Here is a 17,149-nt window from a genome sequence, read left to right on the forward strand (position 1 = left end):
CCCCGGGCACAGGGGGCCGCCCGTGCCCCGGGATAGGCTCTGCGCGTGCCGCGCATCGACCTGGACGCCTACGTGGCGGCCCACTCCCACGCGTGGGCCCGGTTGGACCAGCTGGTGCGCCAGCGGCGGCGCACCGGAGCCGAGGCCGACGAGCTGGTCGACCGCTACCAGCAGGTCGCGACCCACCTGTCCGTCGTCCGGACCTCGGCGCCGGACGGCGAGCTGGTCGCCCACCTCTCCTCGCTGTTGGGGCGGGCGCGGATCGCGATGCTGGCGGCCCGGGTGCCGAGCTGGCGCGGGCTGGCCGCGTTCTTCACCGAGCGGTTCCCGGCCGCGCTCTACGAGCTGCGCTGGTGGTGGCTGGGCTGCGTGGCCGGCAACGTCGTGGTGGTCGCGGTGATGATGATCTGGCTCGGCGAGCATCCGCAGGTGGAGCAGAGCCTGCTCTCGCCCCAGGAGATCGACCAGCTGGTCGACAGCGACTTCGAGAGCTACTACAGCGAGAACGCCGCCGGCGCCTTCGCCACCCACGTGTGGATCAACAACGCCTGGGTCAGCGCGCTGTGCATCGGCCTCGGGATCCTCGGCCTGCCGGTGCTCTACCTGCTCTTCCAGAACGTCGCTAACCTCGCGATCGTCGGATCGATCATGACCCGCCACGATCGTGGGGAGCTGTTCTGGGGGCTGATCATCCCGCACGGCCTGCTGGAGCTGACCTGCGTGTTCGTCGCGGGCGGGGTCGGGCTGCGGCTGTTCTGGTCGTGGGTCGAGCCCGGCCAGCTCTCCCGGGCCGGGTCCCTCGCCCGGGCCGGCCGGACCGCGGTCACGGTCGCCCTCGGTCTCGCTGTGTGCCTGTTCGTCAGCGGCATCATCGAGGCGTTCGTGACCCCCTCGCCCCTGCCCACCTGGGCCCGGATCGCGATCGGGGTCCTCGCGGAGGCGGCCTTCCTGGCGTACGTCTTCGTGGTCGGGCGGGCGGCCGTGTCGCGTGGGGCCACCGGCGACGTGGCCGCGTCGCTGCTCGAGGACCGGGTCGCCACCCAGGCCTGATCCACCGCGGCGCCACGACCTACGCTGGCCCCATGAGCCGGGCGGTCGTGGTGGGAGCGGGGATCGCCGGGCTGACCGCGGCCCGCACGCTCGCCGATGCGGGGCTCGACGTGCTCGTCCTGGAGGCGACCGACCGCCCCGGCGGCAAGCTCCGGGCCGGCGAGGTCGCCGGGGTCACCGTCGACGTCGGCGCCGAGGCCATGCTGCACCGGCGTCCCGAGGGCACCGCGCTGGCGACCGGCCTCGGCCTGCCGCTCGTCCATCCCACCGCCGCGACCTCGCGGGTCTGGACCCGCGAGGCGCTGCGCCGCCTGCCGCGCACCGTGATGGGCGCACCCGTCGATCTCGACGACCTCGCGGACTCCGGGATCCTCTCCGCCGGCGGCCTCGACCGGGCCCGCCGCCAGGCGGTCGCGCATCCCGACGGCCATCCCGACGGCGACGTGTCCGTCGGCGACCTCGTCGGCGCCCGGTACGGCGACGAGGTGGTCGACCGCCTCGTCGAGCCGCTCCTCGGCGGGGTCTACGCCGGCCAGGCCCGGCGCATCTCGACTCGCTCCGCCGCGCCGCAGCTGCTCGACCTGCTGGCCCGGCCGGAGGTCACCCTGCCGGCCCCGGCGCCCGGCGCCGCACCGGTCTTCGCCGCCGTCGCCGGCGGCATGTGGCGACTCCCGGCGGCGCTCGTCGCGGACCTGGGGAGCCGCGAACGCGCCGAGGTCCGCTACGACGCCCCGGCGACCGCGCTCCGTCGTACCTCCGCGGGGTTCGTGGTGACCACGCCGGCCGGCGACGAGACGGCGGATCACCTCGTCCTGGCGACCCCCGCGGCCCCGAGCGCGCGACTGCTCGCCGACGTCGCTCCCGCCGCGGCCGCGGAGCTGGCGGGGATCGCGTATGCGTCGGTCGCCCTGGTCACCTTCGCCTTCCGCAGCGAGGACCCGGGCGTCGCGGAGGCGCTGGAGACCGGTGCCTCCGGCTTCCTGGTCCCGCCGGTCGACGGCCGCCGCGTGAAGGCGTCGACCTTCTCGTTCGCGAAGTGGGACTGGGTGCGCGACGCGGGGGCGGGACTCCTCGTCCTGCGCACCTCCCTGGGACGGTACGGCGAGGAGGCGAGCCTGCAGCTCCCCGACGACGCGCTGGTCCGGGCCTCCCTCGCGGATCTCGCGGAGGCCACCGGTCTCGCGGCGACCCCCCTCGACGCGGTGGTCCAGCGCTGGGGCGGGGGCCTGCCGCAGTACTGGGTCGGGCACGCGGGCCGGATCGACCGGGTCCGCGCGGCGGTCGCCCAGGTGCCCGGCCTCGCCGTCTGCGGGGCGGCGTACGACGGCGTCGGGATCCCCGCCACGATCGGTTCGGCCGAGCGTGCGGCCGCCGGTCTGCTGACCTGACGACGGCCCGGCCAACCTTGCCCCGTTGTCCCTGGCCCGAGGGACACCGGGCCCGGGATGGTCCTGTCATGACAGCTCACACCCACCTCCCCCCGACCGCGCTCGACCAGGCCGCGCCGCGCGACGAGCCGGTCGTCTACCCGCCGACCCGCTGGGCGTTGGCCGGACTCGGGGCCGGCCTCGCCGGGCTCGCGATGATGGTCTCGTCCTCGCTGGTCGACGCCGTCTACGACGAGAAGCTCCAGGGCGACGCGGCCGCCATCTCCGAGCGCCTGGGCGACCAGGTGCCGCAGATGCTCGCGTTCCACCTGAGCGCGATGATCGGCGCGGTCCTGATGGTGGTCTTCGCCGCCGGCCTGTTCCGCCGGCTGCGGACGACCACGCCCGCCGACAGCGTGCTTCCGCTGGTGGCCTTCTCCGGCGTCCTCATCACCGCGATCATGCTCGTCGTCGGCTCCGGCCTCGACACCGAGTTCATCTTCGCCGCCGGCGACCCCGACATCGTCGTCCCGGAGGACGCCGCGATGTTCAACCACTGGATCGGCACCATCCCGTGGTGCTGGGGCCTGCTCGGCCTGTCCGGCGTCGCGCTGTTCGGTGCGGCCCGGCACGGTGCCGTCCCGAAGTGGATCGGGCTGGTCGGCCTCGTGGGCGGCGGCCTCACCCTGCTGCTCGGCATCTCGCCGCTGCAGTACATGGCCGGCATGACGGGTCCGATCGGCCTGGTCGTGATCGCGATCGGCTTCCTCGCCGGCGACAAGGCGTTCCGCGGCCGGGCGTGAGGCGGCTGTCCAATTCGGCCGGTCCGCACCATGGGGGTGCGGACCGGCTGCACAATGTGCCGGTGCAGGAGCAGGCCGTCACCCGCCCGCGCGGCCTGATGGCCGTCGCGGTCCTCGTCGTCCCCGCCGTGTGCGTCGCGCTCGTGCCGGTCGCCGTCTGGCTCGACGCGGGCGCACCGACCTCCGGGCTGGGCTACGACGTCTCCCTCGGTCCGGGGTGGCCCTGGACACTGATCGGCGCGTTCCTCGGCGTGCTCGCCGGGATCATCTTGATGAAGGACCCACGGCAGCGGGTGGGCTGGGTCCTCGCCGGCTCCGGCATTTTCTGGGCGCTCGACGGCTTCACGCAGAGCTACATCCTGTCCGGCCTGCGCGAGACCGGCGCGTGGCCGGGGATGACCTTCGCGCTGTGGTTCCTCAACCGCTTCGGGTCCTACCTGACGGCGGTGACCGCGGTGCTGGTCATGATCTTCCCGACCGGCCGCTTCCTGCCCGGGCGCTGGCGCGTGGCGTCCTGGGTGGCCACGGTCGCGATGGCGATCAGCGGCCTGTGCTTCCTCGTCATGCCGGCCGAGGGCGACCGGTCGATGGCCGACCTGCCGCCCGGCGTCGACGAGAACCCGACCTCGATCAGTGCCCTCTCCGGGCACGGCGACGGGCTCGCGACACTCGGCCTCTCGCTCGGCGTCGCCGGCTTCTTCTTCGCGCTGCTCTCGGTCGTCGTGCGCTACCGCCGCTCGGAGGGGCTCGAGCGCGACCGGATGCGCTGGCTGCTGTGGAGCGTCATCGTCGTCGTCGCCGTGAGCGCCGGGTCGTTGGCCTTCTCGGTGCCCGAAGCCGACTTCGTCGGCGCCCTCGTGGCGTCGGTCGTGCCGCCGATGGCGATGACGATCGCCGTCGTCCGCCCGACGCTGGTGTCGATCCAGGACCTGCTGGCCCGCACGGCCGTGCTGGCCGCCGTCTTCGTGGTGCTCGTCGCCGCGGACGCGCTCGTGCTGTGGCTGCTCACCCGCCTCCTCGACGACGAGCTCACCCGGGCCCAGGTCGTCGGCGTGGTGCTCGTCGTCTGCGTGCTCCTCTACGGCCCGCTGCGGCACCGGCTCTCCGCCGGCGTGCGCCGGCTCATGCTGGGCGAGCGTGGCAACCGGTACGACGCCGTCGCCGGTCTCGCCTCCACGCTGGAGAACACCGACGACACCACCGAGCAGCTCGCCGCGGTCGCGCGGGCCGTGGCCTCGGCGTTCGCCGTCCCGTTCGTCAGCGTCGAGGTCGACCGCGGTCACGGGGAGCGCCTGGTGACCACCTTCGGCGAGCGCCCGGCCGAGGTGCGCACGCTGCCGATCACCTGGCGCGACACCACGATCGGCCGGCTGGTGCTGCCCGCCCGCGGCCTGCGCAGCCGGCTCACGGTCCGCGACGAGGAGCTCCTCGGCGACCTGGTCCGCCAGGCCGCGACCGCCGCCCGCACCAGCCAGCTCGCCGAGGAGGTCCAGCACAGCCGTGAGCGGCTGGTCACCGCCCGCGAGGAGGAGCGGCGCCGGATGCGGCGCGACCTGCACGACGGCTTCGGGCCGGCGCTGAGCGGCATCGTCTTCCAGCTCGAGGCGGCCCGGATGACCGTCGAGCGCGACCCGGACCGGGCCCGCGCCCAGCTGGAGACGGTCAGCGCCCAGGTGCAGGAGGTGGTCGCCGATGTCCGCCGACTGGTGCACGACCTGCGGCCGCCGGCGCTGGACGACCGCGGCCTGGTCGGTGCGCTGCGGCAGCAGGCCGAGCACCTGGCCGTCCCGCTCGACGTGACCGCCCCGGACGACCTGCGCCTGCCCGCGGCCGTCGAGGTCGCGGCGTACCGGATCGCGGGGGAGGCGCTCACCAACGTCGCCCGGCACGCCCGGGCCGACAGCGCCCGGCTGGTGGTCGAGACCGGCGACGACGCTCTGGTGGTGGAGGTCGCCGACGACGGACGCGGCATCCCCGCCGACCGGGCCGCCGGCGTCGGTCTCGCCAGCCTGCGCGAGCGTGCCGCCGAGCTCGGCGGCACCACGACCATCACCAGCCCACCGGACGGCGGCACCGTCGTCCGGGCCCGCCTGCCGCTGAGGAGTCCCGCATGAGCACCACCGGACCGATCCGGGTCGTCGTGGTCGACGACCACCAGATCGTCCGCGACGGGCTGACCTCCCTGCTGGGGGCGCTCGACGGCATCGAGGTCGTCGGGTCGGCCGCCGACGGCCGGGAGGCACTGCACGTCGTCGAGGAGACGCAGCCCGACCTGGTGGTGATGGACATCCAGATGCCCCAGCTCGACGGCATCGAGGCCACGCGCTTCCTGACCGGCCGCGACCCCGCGCTGCGGGTGGTGATGCTGACGATGAACGAGGACGACGACACCGTGCTCAGCGCCATCCGGGCCGGCGCCTGCGGCTATCTGCTCAAGGGGGCCGGTGCCGAGGAGGTGCAGCACGCGATCCGCTCGGCTGCCGCGGGCGGCATGGTGTTCGGCGCGAGCCTGGCCGCCAAGGTGGCCGGCTTCTTCGCCGGAGCCCTCCCGGCCGCCCGGGTCGCCGACGAGCCCTTCCCCGAGCTGACCGACCGCGAGCGCGACGTCCTCCGGCGGATCGCGGCCGGGCGGAGCAACGACGAGATCGCCGCCGCGCTCTACGTCTCCAACAAGACGGTGCGCAACGCGGTCTCGGCGATCTACGCCAAACTGCACGCCACCGGCCGCGCCGACGCCATCGTCAAGGCCCGGGAGGCGGGCTACGGCAGGGAATGAGCGCGCGGCAGAATGGGGGCATGTCGGACCAGGACCCCCAGGCGCACATCCAGAGCAACGCGGCGAAGATCAACGAGCTCAACGACACGATCCGCTTCACGATGTGGTCGGTCTTCCGGCTCGAGCAGCCGCTCGGGCCCGACGAGGTGGCCCGCAAGCAGGAGACCGCCGAGCTCGAGGCGCTCCTGGCCGAGCTGGCCGCCGAGGACGTCGTCGTCCGCGGCCTGTACGACGTCGGCGGTCTGCGCGCCGACGCCGACCTGATGGTCTGGTGGCATGCGGCCACGAGCGACCAGCTGCAGGACGCCTACCACCGCCTGCGGCGTACTGCCTTCGGCGCCCGACTCGCCCCGGTGTGGTCGCAGATGGCGCTGCACCGCCCCGCCGAGTTCAACCGCAGCCACCTGCCGGCGTTCCTCGCCGACGAGCGCGCCCACGCCTATGCCGCCGTCTATCCCTTCGTGCGCTCCTACGAGTGGTACCTCCTCGAGGACTCCGAGCGCCGCCGCCTGCTCGCCGAGCACGGCCAGATGGCGCGGGGCTACCCCGACGTGCGGGCCAACACCGTCCCGAGCTTCGCGCTGGGCGACTACGAGTGGATCCTCGCCTTCGAGGCCGACGACCTGACCCGGATCGTCGACCTGATGCGCCACCTGCGCGGCTCGGAGACCCGCCGCCACGTGCGTGAGGAGGTCCCGTTCTACACCGGCCGGCGGGTGACCTTCGCCGAGCTGCTGGCCACGCTGCCCTGACCTCCAACCCGTCCCACTTGCAAAGTATATTGACTTACTCCACTATGGAGGCATGACCAGCCTCCACCCCGTCCTGCGCGGCACCCTCCGGGTCCCCGGGTCGTGTTGTCGCTGCTGTTGATCCGCCGCGATCGATCCAGCACCGACCACTTCCGGAGGAACCCGATGACCCAGCTCGCCGTCCTGCCCCTGCTCGAGGTCGTCCGCAGCCACGCGGCCGACCCCGACCTGCACCACCTGCTCGACCACGACCCGTACGAGCGCTCGTGGATCCGCCTGCTCACCACCGAGGACTATGAGCTCTGGCTGATCTCCTGGCCGCCCGGCGCTGCCACCGACTGGCACGACCACGGACCCTCGTCCGGCGCGTTCACCGTCCTCGACGGCCGGCTCACCGAGCACACCTTCGACGGCGGCCTGCGGCTGGTCGATGTGGGGCCGGGGGACGGCAAGGCGTTCGCCGCCGGCTACGCGCACGACGTGCGCAACGCCGGTGACCGGCCCGCGCTCTCGCTGCACGCGTACTCGCCGCGCCTGCACACGATGACCCGGTTCCGTTTCCACGGCGACCGGCTCGAGGTGCTCGGCGTCGAGCGCGCGGGGGAGGAGTGGTGAGCGCCCTCGCTTCCGTCGCGCCCGTCCGGTACGACGGCGTGGACGCCCTCCTCGCCGACGCCCGGTCCCGGCTCGACCGGATCAGCCCGCGCGCCGCCTTCCAGGAGCTGGTCGCGCTCGGCGCGCTGCTCGTCGACATCCGCCCGGCCGCGCAGCGCGTCCGGGAGGGCGACCTGGCCGGCTGGCTGCCCGCCCTCGTGGTCGAGCGCAACGTGCTCGAGTGGCGCTTCGACCCGCGCAGCGACGCACGGCTGCCCGCGGCGTCGTACGACCTGCGGGTGCTGGTGCTCTGCCAGGAGGGCTACACCTCCTCCCTCGCCGCGGACGCGCTGCGCAGTATCGGCGTGCATCGGGCGACGGACGTCATCGGCGGATTCGCCGCCTGGCGTGCCGCCGGGATGCCCGTCGCGGGCGTGGCGGCGTGAGTCGCTGAGTACGCTCGGAGACATGGCATACGAGGTCGAGAAGACGGACGAGGAGTGGCGTGCCGCGCTCACGCCCGAGGAGTACCAGGTGCTCCGCCAGGCCGGCACCGAGCGGGCCTTCACCGGCGAGTACACCGACACCGAGACCACCGGCGTCTACCGCTGCAAGGCCTGCCAGGCCAAGCTGTTCGAGTCCGACACGAAGTTCCACTCCGGCTGCGGCTGGCCGAGCTTCTACCAGCCGCTGAAGTCCGACGATGGGGCAGACACGATCGAGTACCTCGAGGACGACTCCCACGGCATGAAGCGGGTCGAGGTGCGCTGCGCCAACTGCGGATCGCACCTCGGGCACGTCTTCCCCGACGGCTACGGCACGCCCACCGGCGACCGCTACTGCATCAACTCGATCAGCCTCAGCCTGGAGCCGGCCGAGCGGGCATAGGGTTCGTCGCATGGCGAAGACCCCGGCGGCGATGGTCCAGGCAGGTGACCGCGAGGTCCGGGTGTCGAGCCCGGACCGGGTGATCTACGAGGCCACCGAGCGGACGCCGGAGGTCACCAAGCTGATGGTGGCCGAGTACGTCGTCGCGGTCGGCGACGGCCTGATGCGGGCCCTCGGCGAGCGGCCGACCGCGCTGGAGCGATGGCCGTCGGGCGTGCGTGAGGGCTTCCGGCTGGCCACCGGTCCGCGCGACAACGACGCCGAGGGCTTCTACCAGAAGCGCGTCCCCAAGGGGGCTCCCGACTATCTGGAGTCCGTCGAGATCACCTTCCCCTCGGGCCGCACCGCCGAGGAGATCTGCCCGACCGAGATCGCCGTCCCCGTCTGGTGCGCGCAGATGGGCACGCTCACCTTCCATCCGTGGCCGGTACGCCGCCCCGACGTCGACCACCCCGACGAGCTGCGCATCGACTTCGACCCCCAGCCCGGGACGACGTTCGGCGATGCCGTGCGGGTCGCGGGCGTCGCCCGCGAGCTCCTCGAGGAGCTCGGGCTCGTCGGCTTCCCCAAGACCTCCGGCAACCGGGGCGTCCACGTCTACGTGCGGATCGAGCCCCGGTGGGAGTTCACCGACGTGCGCCACGCCGCCATCGCCTTCGGCCGCGAGCTGGCCCGCCGCGACGACCAGGTCACCACCGCCTGGTGGAAGGAGGAGCGGGGCGAGCGGATCTTCATCGACTACAACCAGAACAACCGCGACCGGACCATCGCCTCGGCGTACTCCCTGCGCCCCCAGCCCGGCGCCCCGGTCTCCACGCCGATGACCTGGGCGGAGCTGGCCGGCGTGAGCGACCCGCGCGAGTTCAACCTGTTCACCGTGCCCGACCGGATGGCCGACGGCGACCCCTGGGCCGGGATCGACGACACGTCGTACTCCCTCCAGCCGCTGCTGGATCTCTGGGACCGGCAGCTCGCCGACGGCGAGGGGGAGCTCAACTTCCCGCCCGACTACCCCAAGATGCCCGGCGAGCCGCCCCGGGTGCAGCCGAGCAAGAAGGTCGCCGAGCACTGGGACGCCGACGGCAACCGGGTCGACGGCGCCTGACGTCCTAGTCCGTCTCGTGCTCCAGCAGGTGCAGCACGGGAACCCCGAGCTTGCGACGGGCGCGCGAGGTCCAGTCGACGTGGAAGAACTCGGCCACCAGGTGCGGCCGGGTGAGGATGATCGACTCCCGGCCGTCGACCTCCTTCACCTTGGCGATCAGCGCGTCGACCGGGGGCTCGGTCACGACCGCCACGCTGCCGATGATGGCGCCGGCGGCGACGAGCTCCTCGCGGGTGGTCGCCAGGTCGCGGTCGGCCTGGTCGCGGTACTCGTTGCGCAGCCGCTCGATCTCGTCGGGCGAGGGCGTGATCGGCGGCGCGATCAGGTCACCGCCGCCGATGGCGCCGAGGGACGCCTCGACGGCGGCCGCGGCGTCGGCCATCGGGAGCAGCACGTGGTACTGCACCTCGATGGTCGGGTCGTCGTCGAGCTCCTGGTGCAGCCCCCGGACCTGGGCGGCGTCGGCGGCGGTCAGCGCCTGCTCGATGAGCAGGACGACGGCATACGGTTCCTCGCTGGGCGCGGTGCTCATGCCACCATCCTGCCCGGCCGACGGTCGCCGCGTCAGCCCCCGAGCACGTCCGCGAGGTCGTAGCGCACCGGCTGCTCGAGCTGGTCGTAGCCGCACGACTCCGGGTCGCGGTCCTCGCGCCAGCGCTTGAAGTGGGCCGTGTGCCGGAACCGGCGGCCCTCCATCGCGTCGTACTTGACCTCGATGACGCGCTCGGGCCGCAGGGGCGTGAACGACAGGTCCTTGCCCTGGCTCCACCGGCTCTGCGTGCCGGGCTGGCGACCGGGGTTGGCGACCAGGAACTCCTGCCACCGACCCCACGGGTGCTCCTCGATCGGGACGACGAGCGGCTGGAGCTCCTGCCACAGCTCGGCGCGGCGAGCGGCGGTGAAGCTGGCGCTGACGCCGATGTGCTGCAGCTCGCCGTCCTGGTAGAGCCCGAGCAGCAGGCTCCCGATGAGCGGGTTCTCCGGCGTGCTCGTCTTGTGCTCGCGGTAGCCCGCCAACACCACGTCGGCCGTCCGCTCGTGCTTGATCTTCAGCATGGTCCGCGCGTTCGGCGCGTAGGGCGCGCTCAGCGGCTTGGCCACGACCCCGTCCAGACCCGCGCCCTCGAACTGGTGGAACCACTCCTCGGCCACCGCCGGGTCGGTGCTGGTGCGGGTCAGATGACACCGGCCCTGGCGCTCCAGCGGGTCGGCGGACAGATGGCCGAGCGCCTGCTCCAGCGCCGCCCGCCGCTCCGCGAACGGCCGATCCAGGTAGGACTCGTCGCCGAGCGCGAGCAGGTCGAACGCCACGAAGTCGGCCGGCGTCTGCTCCGCCAGGAGGTTGATCCGCGACGCCGCCGGGTGGATCCGCTCCTGCAGCACCTCGAACTGCAGCCGCCCCCTCCCGTCCTCGCCCTCGAGCGCCACGAAGATCTCCCCGTCGAGCACGCACCGCTCCGGCAGCTCCGCCCTCATCGCCTCCACCAGCTCGGGGAAGTAGCGCGTCAGCGGCTTGGTGTTGCGGCTCGCCAGCTCCACCTCGTCGCCGTCACGGAACACGATGCACCGGAACCCGTCCCACTTGGGCTCGAAGCTGAGCCCCTGTGCGTCGTACGTGGCGGGGTCGGGCACGCCCGACACCGCCTTCGCGAGCATGGGCAGGACGGGCGGCAGCACGGGGAGGTCCACGATGGTGAGACTAGTCAGGATCGCGACACTCATCGGCGGGCGCGTCGTACCGGACAGAACTGCTGTGTTGCGCGGCGATCCGCGACAGGAATGTCCGGTACGACAAGGGAGCCGGTGACAGGATTTGAACCCGCGACATCCTCTTTACAAGAGAGGCGCTCTACCAACTGAGCTACACCGGCGTGCACCGCGAAGGGCGCGGGCCAATCCTAGTCAGCCCGTGCTCACCGCAGTCGGGTGACCTCGAACCGCTCGTCCGGTACGGCGATCGCGTCCTGCGCCGCGATCAGCCGCAGCTCCCGCTCGCCCGACTCCAGGGTGGCGGCGAGCACGTCGTAGACCGACGCGACCGTCCGCCCCAAGGCCTGAGCAGGCGAGTCGGTGGTGTGCAGGTGGGCGGTGAAGAGGGCGGCGGTGATGTCGCCGGAGCCGTTGGCCTTCATGGGCAGGCGCGGGGTCTGCACGATCCAGGCGCCGTCGCCGGTGACGGCGACCATCTCGATCACGTCGGCGGGGGCGCCGGCGCGCTCGACCGAGGTGACCAGCACGGTCGAGGGCCCGAGGGCGCGCACCTCGTCGGCGGCGCTGAGGACGTCCTCGATCGGCGACGGCCCGCCGAGGGCGTCGCGGCCGGTGATGAAGCCGAGCTCGAACTGGTTGGGAGTCAGGATGTCCGCGACCGGGACCACCTCGGAGCGGATGATCGGCGGGATCTCGGGGTTGACGAAGCAGCCCGACTTGGCGTTGCCCATCACCGGGTCGCAGGTGTACGTCGCGGCGGGGTTGGCCGCCTTGACGCGTCGGACCGCGTCCACGATGACCGAGGCGACCGCGGGGGAGCCCTGGTAGCCGGAGAGCACCGCGTCGCAGGAGGGGAGCACTCCGCGCTCCTCGATGCCGGTGATCACCTCGCCGACGTCGGCCGGGTCGAGCAGCGGACCGCGCCAGGCGCCGTACCCGGTGTGGTTGGAGAAGTGGACGGTGAAGACCGGCCACACCTCGTGCCCGAGACGCTGCAGCGGGAAGACCGCCGCGGAGTTGCCGACATGGCCGTAGGCGACCGAGGACTGGATGGACAGGATCCGCACCGCACCATCCTCCCGCGCCGCTGCCGGATTGAGAAAGTGAAACCCTTTCGTGTCGAAACTAGAACGCGTTACAGTGGGCCGGCCGGGCCCCGACGACCCCGGTCACTCGAGCGAAGGATGGGAACCGATGGCCAAGCGCGCGCCGTACTCCAACGAGGCCGACTACGTGGTGGTCGGGTCGGGCAGCTCCGGGTCGATCGTGGCCGGACGGCTCGCCCAGTCCGGCGCGAGCGTGATCCTGATCGAGGCCGGCAAGTCCGACGACAAGGGCATGCACGGCTACTTCACCAAGAAGCCCGGCATGATCGGGCCGATGCACTCCGAGCCCAAGCTCGAGAAGCTCTTCGACTGGGGCTACCGCTCCGTCCCGCAGCCCGGTCTCGACGGACGCCGGATGCCCGCCCCGCGCGGCAAGGTGGTCGGCGGATCGAGCTCGGTCAACGGCATGGTCTACGTGCGCGGCAACCGCGCCAACTACGACTCCTGGGCCGCCGAGGGCAACACCGGCTGGGACGCCGACAGCGTCAACGCGGCGTTCAAGCGCTACGAGGACTTCGAGGACGGCGAGAACGCCTTCCGGGGCGCCGGCGGACCGATCAAGATCACCCGCAACAAGACGCCGCAGGAGGGCACCCTCCAGTTCATCCAGGCCACCGCCGACACCCTCGGCGTCAAGGTCCTCGACGACTACAACGCCGCGGAGCAGGAGGGCATCGCGCGGATGCAGCAGAACACCGCCGACGGCCTGCGGTACTCGTCCTCGCGCGGCTACGTCCACCACCTCAACCCGCGCACGCTCGAGCTGCAGACCGAGGTCCACGTCGCCAAGGTCGTCGTCGAGAACGGCCGTGCCACCGGCGTCGAGGTCATCGACCAGGGCAAGGGTGGCGGCACCCGCCGGTTCATCAGTGCGGGCAAGGAGGTCGTCCTGGCGGCCGGCTTCGCCAACAGCCCGCAGCTGCTCATGCTCTCGGGGATCGGCCACGCCGACCACCTCGCGAGCGTCGGCATCGACTGCGTGGCCGACCTGCCGGTGGGCGACAACCTGCACGACCACCTGTTCCACCCGATGTCGTTCCACGTGCCGAGCGTCCAGTACCGCGGCAACGCCTGGACCTTCTTCAAGGGCATGGCCAAGGACCTCGCCCGGGGCGGCTCGTTCCTCGACAACTCGGTGTTCGAGTCCGTCGGCTTCGTGCGTACCTCGGCCGCCACCGACATCCCCGACCTGCAGCTGCACATGCTGCCGTGGGCCTACCCGAGCCCCAACCAGGACGAGCCGATCCGCCACATCCCCGACGGCCGTCCCTCGCTGACGGTGTTCTCCACGCTGATCTATCCCAAGAGCCGCGGCACGCTGCGTCTCGCCTCGGCCGACCCGACGGCCGCGCCGCTCATCGACTACGGCTTCTTCACCGACCCCGCCGACGTCGAGGTGCTCGCCGAGGGCACCGAGATGATCCGCGAGATCATGGCCTCGGCCGCGTTCGGCGGCGGGGTCAAGGAGGAGATCCACCCCGGTCCGTCGATCCCCAACGGCGCGGAGCTGCGGGTCGCGCTCAAGAACCGCTCGACGTCGGTCTACCACGGTGTCGGCACCTGCCGGATGGGCGTCGACGAGCGCGCCGTGGTGGGTCCGGACCTCAAGGTCCGCGGCATCGAGGGCCTGCGGGTCGCCGACGCCTCGATCATGCCGAGCATCACGGGCGGCAACACCAACGCGCCGTGCTACATGATCGGCGAGAAGGCGGCCGAGATCATCCTGGGCGGCGTCACGTGGTGAGCGACCGTACGCCGACGCGGCCCGCGTCGGTCACCGACGACCTGCTCGAGCGTCTCGTCGCGCGCGTGCCCGGCCGGTCCGGCGCGACCTGGAAGCTGACCGAGGTCTACACCGGAGAGGTCCTCGTCGAGCTCCCGCAGTCGACGCCCGAGGACATCGAGGACGCGTTCGCGAAGGCCCGCGCCGCCCAGGCGCTGTGGGCGCAGTGGCCCGTCGCCAAGCGGCTGGAGGTCTTCGACCGCGCGCACACCCTGCTGGTCGACAACGCCCACCGCACCGCCGACCTGATCCAGGTCGAGAGCGGCAAGAACCGGCGGATGGCCATCGAGGAGACCTGCGACCCGCCGATGGTGATGTCGTACTACCTCAAGCGCGCCAAGAAGCTGCTCGCCCCCAAGCGGCACGGCGGCCCGGTCCCGGTCGTCTCCGGCTCCACCGAGGTGCGCGTGCCCAAGGGCGTCGTCGGCATCATCGCGCCGTGGAACTTCCCGTTCGCGACGGGCCTGTCCGATGCGATCCCCGCGCTGATCGCCGGCAACGCCGTGGTCGTGAAGCCCGACAACAAGACCGCGCTGTCGCCGCTCTACGGCATCTCGCTGCTCGAGGAGGCGGGCCTCCCGAAGGGCCTCTTCCAGGTCGTCTGCGGCGAGGGCCCCGACATCGGCCCGACCCTGATCGACAACGCCGACTACATCATGTTCACCGGATCCACCGCGACCGGCCGCGTGATCGGCGAGCGCGCCGGACGCAACCTGATCGGCTGCTGCCTCGAGCTCGGCGGCAAGAACCCGATGATCGTGCTCGACGACGTCAACGTGGAGGAGTGGGTCGAGGGCACCACCTTCGGCGTGTTCGGCAACACCGGCCAGATCTGCATGCACATCGAGCGGATCTACCTGCCCGAGAGCCGGTACGACGAGCTGAAGGCCGCCTTCGTCGAGCGCGCCGCGAACCTGGAGATCGGGGCGGCGTACGACTTCGGACCGGAGATCGGCTCCCTGGTCAGCCCGGACCACCGCGACCGGGTCGCCTCCCACGTCGAGGACGCCGTCGCGAAGGGCGCCACCGTGCTCACCGGCGGCCGGGCGCGCCCCGACATCGGTCCTGCCTTCTTCGAGCCGACGGTGCTGGAGGGCGTCACCAAGGAGATGCTCGCCGGCCACACCGAGACCTTCGGCCCGGTCGTCGCGCTGTACCCCTACCGCACGGTCGACGAAGCGATCCACCTCGCCAACGACACCGACTACGGCCTCAACGCCTCGGTGTGGAGCGGCGACCTCCCGCGGGCGGAGGCCGTCGCGGAGCGCATCGAGTCGGGCAACGTCAACATCAACGACGCGCTCGCGACGGCGTACGCCTCGAAGGGGTCGCCGTCCGGCGGGGTGAAGAAGTCCGGTGTCGGCGCACGCCACGGCGACCAGGGCCTGCTCAAGTACACCGACGCCAAGAACGTCGCGGTGCTCAAGAAGCAGGTCATGGGCCCGCGGCCCGGGCAGGGCTACGACGCCTACGTGAAGCAGATGCTGAACTCACTCAAGCTGATGCGGAGGCTCCGCGTCCGCTGAGCGCGTCTGCCGACGCGGAGCCTCCCGGCCGGTCAGGCCTCGATCGCCTCGCGGTCGCCCGCGGGAGCGGCGCCGGCGACCGCGATCTTGCGCGGCTTCGCCTTCTCGGCCACGGGGATGACCAGGCGCAGCACACCGTTCTCGTAGGCCGCCTCGATCCGCTCGAGGTCGAGGTTGTCGCCCAGGACGAGCTGGCGCGAGAACTGGCCGTGCGTCCGCTCGGACGCCAGCCGCTGCCAGTCGCCGTTGCCGGCGACGCGCTCGGCCTTGATCGTGAGCACGTTCCGCTCGACGTCGATGTCGATGCTCTCCGTGCTGATGCCGGGCAGGTCGAACTCGAGCACGAACTGCTCGCCCTGGCGCCAGGCGTCCATCGGCATCACGGCCGGGCGGTTCGTGGTGCCCAGGCCGGCTCCCAGGAGCTGGCTGGTCAGCCGGTCGAAGTCGCGGAACGGATCGGTGGTACGCAGCAACATGACATGTCCTCCTTCGGGATGGGCCCGTACCGGTGGGTGTCGGGCGCTTCATTGATCTGCAACGACAGTTATAGATAATGTGTTCCCGTGAATCAAGGCCGGAATGCTGATCGTCGAGAGCGCACGCGGGGTGTCTTCGCGATCTCGGTCGCGGCGGAGATGACGTCCCTGCAGATCCAGAACCTCCGGGTCTACGAGCGACGGGGACTGCTGGCGCCCGCGCGCAGCGACGGCGGGACGCGGCTCTACAGCCGCGCCGACATCGAGACGCTGCACCGCATCCGCGACCTGCTCGCGGAGGGACTCAACCTCGCCGGCATCGCGCGGGTACTGGAGCTCGAGGCGGAGGTGGCCCGGCTGCGCGCGCGGCTGGTTCAGGCGACCTGAAGACTGCGCTTCGAGAGCCCCATCCAGAACCCGTCGATGACCTGGTCCCCGGGCTCGGTCGGGTCGGTCGCCGCGCCGAGGGTGACGAACAGCGGGGTGTAGTGCTCGACGGTCGGGTGCGCGAACGGCATGCCCGGTGCCGTCGAGCGGTACGACGCCAGCTCGTCGACGTCGCCGCGGGCCATCGCCTCGCCGGCCCAGGCGTCGAAGTCGGTCGACCAGCCGGGGGCGTCGGCGTCGATCTGCCACGAGGTCAGGAAGGGCAGGCCGTGGGTGAGGAAGCCGGAGCCGATGATGAGGACGCCCTCGTCGCGCAACGGCCGGAGCCGGCGGCCGATCTCCATCAGCCGGCCCGGGTCGTGGGTGGGCAGGGACATCTGCAGCACCGGGATGTCGGCCTGCGGGTACATGATCCGCAGCGGCACCCAGGCGCCGTGGTCGAGCCCGCGCGAGGCGTGCTGGTGGACCGGCTCGGTGCGCGGCATCATCGCGGCGACCCGGCTGGCGAGCGCCGTGGCGTCGGGCGTCTCATAGGTCATCCGGTAGTACTTCGGCGCGAACCCGCCGAAGTCGTAGACCAGCGGGGCGCCGCTCGCGCTGAGCGACAGTGGCGCCGACTCCCAGTGCGCGCTGACGATGAGGATCGCCTTCGGGCGCGGCAGGTCGCGGGCCCAGGCGGCCAGCTGCCCGGACCACACCGGGTCGTCGAGGAGCGGGGGAGCGCCGTGCCCGATGTAGAGGGCCGGCATCCGGGTGCTGGTGTCCGTCATCATGCCCACCTCAATAGTTGAGAGTTCAACTATATTCCCCGGTGGGCCGGACGGCA

The 17,149-nt window shown here is 72.1% G+C and carries 18 protein-coding genes and 1 tRNA gene; 13 read left to right on the forward strand and 6 right to left on the reverse strand.

Annotated features, from left to right (window positions below; genetic code table 11):
* Window positions 1-45 precede the first annotated feature (45 nt).
* The 10 genes from QJ852_07355 to QJ852_07400 all read left to right on the forward strand — a co-directional run bounded on the left by QJ852_07355 (window position 46) and on the right by QJ852_07400 (window position 9,335).
* On the forward strand, window positions 46-1,050 hold the full coding sequence (locus QJ852_07355) for a stage II sporulation protein M (protein ID WGX98253.1): 1,005 nt from the start codon (window positions 46-48) through the stop codon (window positions 1,048-1,050).
* Between the two features lie 32 nt (window positions 1,051-1,082).
* Window positions 1,083-2,438 (forward strand): FAD-dependent oxidoreductase, encoded by a 1,356-nt coding sequence (locus QJ852_07360; protein ID WGX98254.1) that lies wholly within the window; start codon window positions 1,083-1,085, stop codon window positions 2,436-2,438.
* 68 nt (window positions 2,439-2,506) lie between these two features.
* Window positions 2,507-3,220 (forward strand): hypothetical protein, encoded by a 714-nt coding sequence (locus QJ852_07365; protein WGX98255.1) that lies wholly within the window; start codon window positions 2,507-2,509, stop codon window positions 3,218-3,220.
* A 62-nt stretch (window positions 3,221-3,282) separates the two neighbouring features.
* Window positions 3,283-5,334, forward strand: a complete 2,052-nt coding sequence (locus QJ852_07370; protein WGX98256.1) for a sensor histidine kinase — start codon at window positions 3,283-3,285, stop codon at window positions 5,332-5,334.
* Entirely contained in the window at window positions 5,331-5,996 is a 666-nt protein-coding gene (locus QJ852_07375; GenBank protein WGX98257.1) for a response regulator transcription factor, read from the forward strand. The genes QJ852_07370 and QJ852_07375 overlap by 4 nt, the downstream gene beginning before the upstream one ends.
* A gap of 20 nt (window positions 5,997-6,016) precedes the next feature.
* Window positions 6,017-6,748: a chlorite dismutase family protein gene (locus QJ852_07380; GenBank protein WGX98258.1), complete on the forward strand. Its 732-nt coding sequence runs from the start codon at window positions 6,017-6,019 to the stop codon at window positions 6,746-6,748.
* A 102-nt stretch (window positions 6,749-6,850) separates the two neighbouring features.
* Complete coding sequence (locus tag QJ852_07385) at window positions 6,851-7,363, forward strand: cysteine dioxygenase family protein (GenBank protein WGX98259.1); 513 nt, start codon at window positions 6,851-6,853, stop codon at window positions 7,361-7,363.
* Window positions 7,360-7,788, forward strand: coding sequence for a sulfurtransferase (locus QJ852_07390; protein WGX98260.1), 429 nt, complete (start codon window positions 7,360-7,362; stop codon window positions 7,786-7,788). Before QJ852_07385 ends, QJ852_07390 begins: the two co-directional genes overlap by 4 nt.
* A gap of 22 nt (window positions 7,789-7,810) precedes the next feature.
* Complete coding sequence (msrB, locus tag QJ852_07395) at window positions 7,811-8,230, forward strand: peptide-methionine (R)-S-oxide reductase MsrB (GenBank protein ID WGX98261.1); 420 nt, start codon at window positions 7,811-7,813, stop codon at window positions 8,228-8,230.
* Between the two features lie 10 nt (window positions 8,231-8,240).
* On the forward strand, window positions 8,241-9,335 hold the full coding sequence (locus tag QJ852_07400) for a DNA polymerase domain-containing protein (protein WGX98262.1): 1,095 nt from the start codon (window positions 8,241-8,243) through the stop codon (window positions 9,333-9,335).
* A gap of 4 nt (window positions 9,336-9,339) precedes the next feature.
* Here the strand turns inward: QJ852_07400 and QJ852_07405 are convergent, their stop codons facing one another.
* The 4 genes from QJ852_07405 to pdxY all read right to left on the reverse strand — a co-directional run bounded on the left by QJ852_07405 (window position 9,340) and on the right by pdxY (window position 12,112).
* Window positions 9,340-9,867: a hypothetical protein gene (locus QJ852_07405; protein ID WGX98263.1), complete on the reverse strand. Its 528-nt coding sequence runs from the start codon at window positions 9,865-9,867 to the stop codon at window positions 9,340-9,342.
* A 32-nt stretch (window positions 9,868-9,899) separates the two neighbouring features.
* Entirely contained in the window at window positions 9,900-11,024 is a 1,125-nt protein-coding gene (locus QJ852_07410; protein ID WGX98264.1) for an ATP-dependent DNA ligase, read from the reverse strand.
* 109 nt (window positions 11,025-11,133) lie between these two features.
* Window positions 11,134-11,206, reverse strand: a tRNA-Thr gene (locus tag QJ852_07415).
* Between the two features lie 42 nt (window positions 11,207-11,248).
* A complete protein-coding gene (gene pdxY, locus QJ852_07420; protein ID WGX98265.1) occupies window positions 11,249-12,112 on the reverse strand; it encodes a pyridoxal kinase PdxY in 864 nt (287 codons plus the stop codon).
* A gap of 127 nt (window positions 12,113-12,239) precedes the next feature.
* On the opposite strand from pdxY, the gene QJ852_07425 reads away from it, so the two are divergent.
* A complete protein-coding gene (locus tag QJ852_07425; GenBank protein WGX98266.1) occupies window positions 12,240-13,895 on the forward strand; it encodes a GMC family oxidoreductase N-terminal domain-containing protein in 1,656 nt (551 codons plus the stop codon).
* The gene (locus tag QJ852_07430; GenBank protein ID WGX98267.1) at window positions 13,892-15,460 is read left to right on the forward strand and encodes a succinic semialdehyde dehydrogenase; all 1,569 of its coding nucleotides are present in this window, start codon (window positions 13,892-13,894) and stop codon (window positions 15,458-15,460) included. Before QJ852_07425 ends, QJ852_07430 begins: the two co-directional genes overlap by 4 nt.
* Before the next feature lie 32 nt (window positions 15,461-15,492).
* Here the strand turns inward: QJ852_07430 and QJ852_07435 are convergent, their stop codons facing one another.
* On the reverse strand, window positions 15,493-15,936 hold the full coding sequence (locus QJ852_07435) for an Hsp20/alpha crystallin family protein (GenBank protein WGX98268.1): 444 nt from the start codon (window positions 15,934-15,936) through the stop codon (window positions 15,493-15,495).
* An 87-nt stretch (window positions 15,937-16,023) separates the two neighbouring features.
* Here QJ852_07435 and QJ852_07440 point away from each other — a divergent pair, with 87 nt between their 5' ends.
* Complete coding sequence (locus QJ852_07440) at window positions 16,024-16,323, forward strand: MerR family transcriptional regulator (protein WGX98269.1); 300 nt, start codon at window positions 16,024-16,026, stop codon at window positions 16,321-16,323.
* Here QJ852_07440 and QJ852_07445 read toward each other — a convergent pair.
* Window positions 16,311-17,093 carry a class III extradiol ring-cleavage dioxygenase gene (locus QJ852_07445; protein WGX98270.1) on the reverse strand — a complete coding sequence of 261 codons (783 nt, stop codon included), beginning with the start codon at window positions 17,091-17,093 and terminating at the stop codon, window positions 16,311-16,313. The two genes, QJ852_07440 and QJ852_07445, sit on opposite strands and share 13 nt — an antisense overlap.
* Window positions 17,094-17,149 lie beyond the last annotated feature (56 nt).

It is taken from the genome of Nocardioides sp. L-11A, from assembly GCA_029961745.1.
Classification (GTDB): domain Bacteria; phylum Actinomycetota; class Actinomycetes; order Propionibacteriales; family Nocardioidaceae; genus Nocardioides.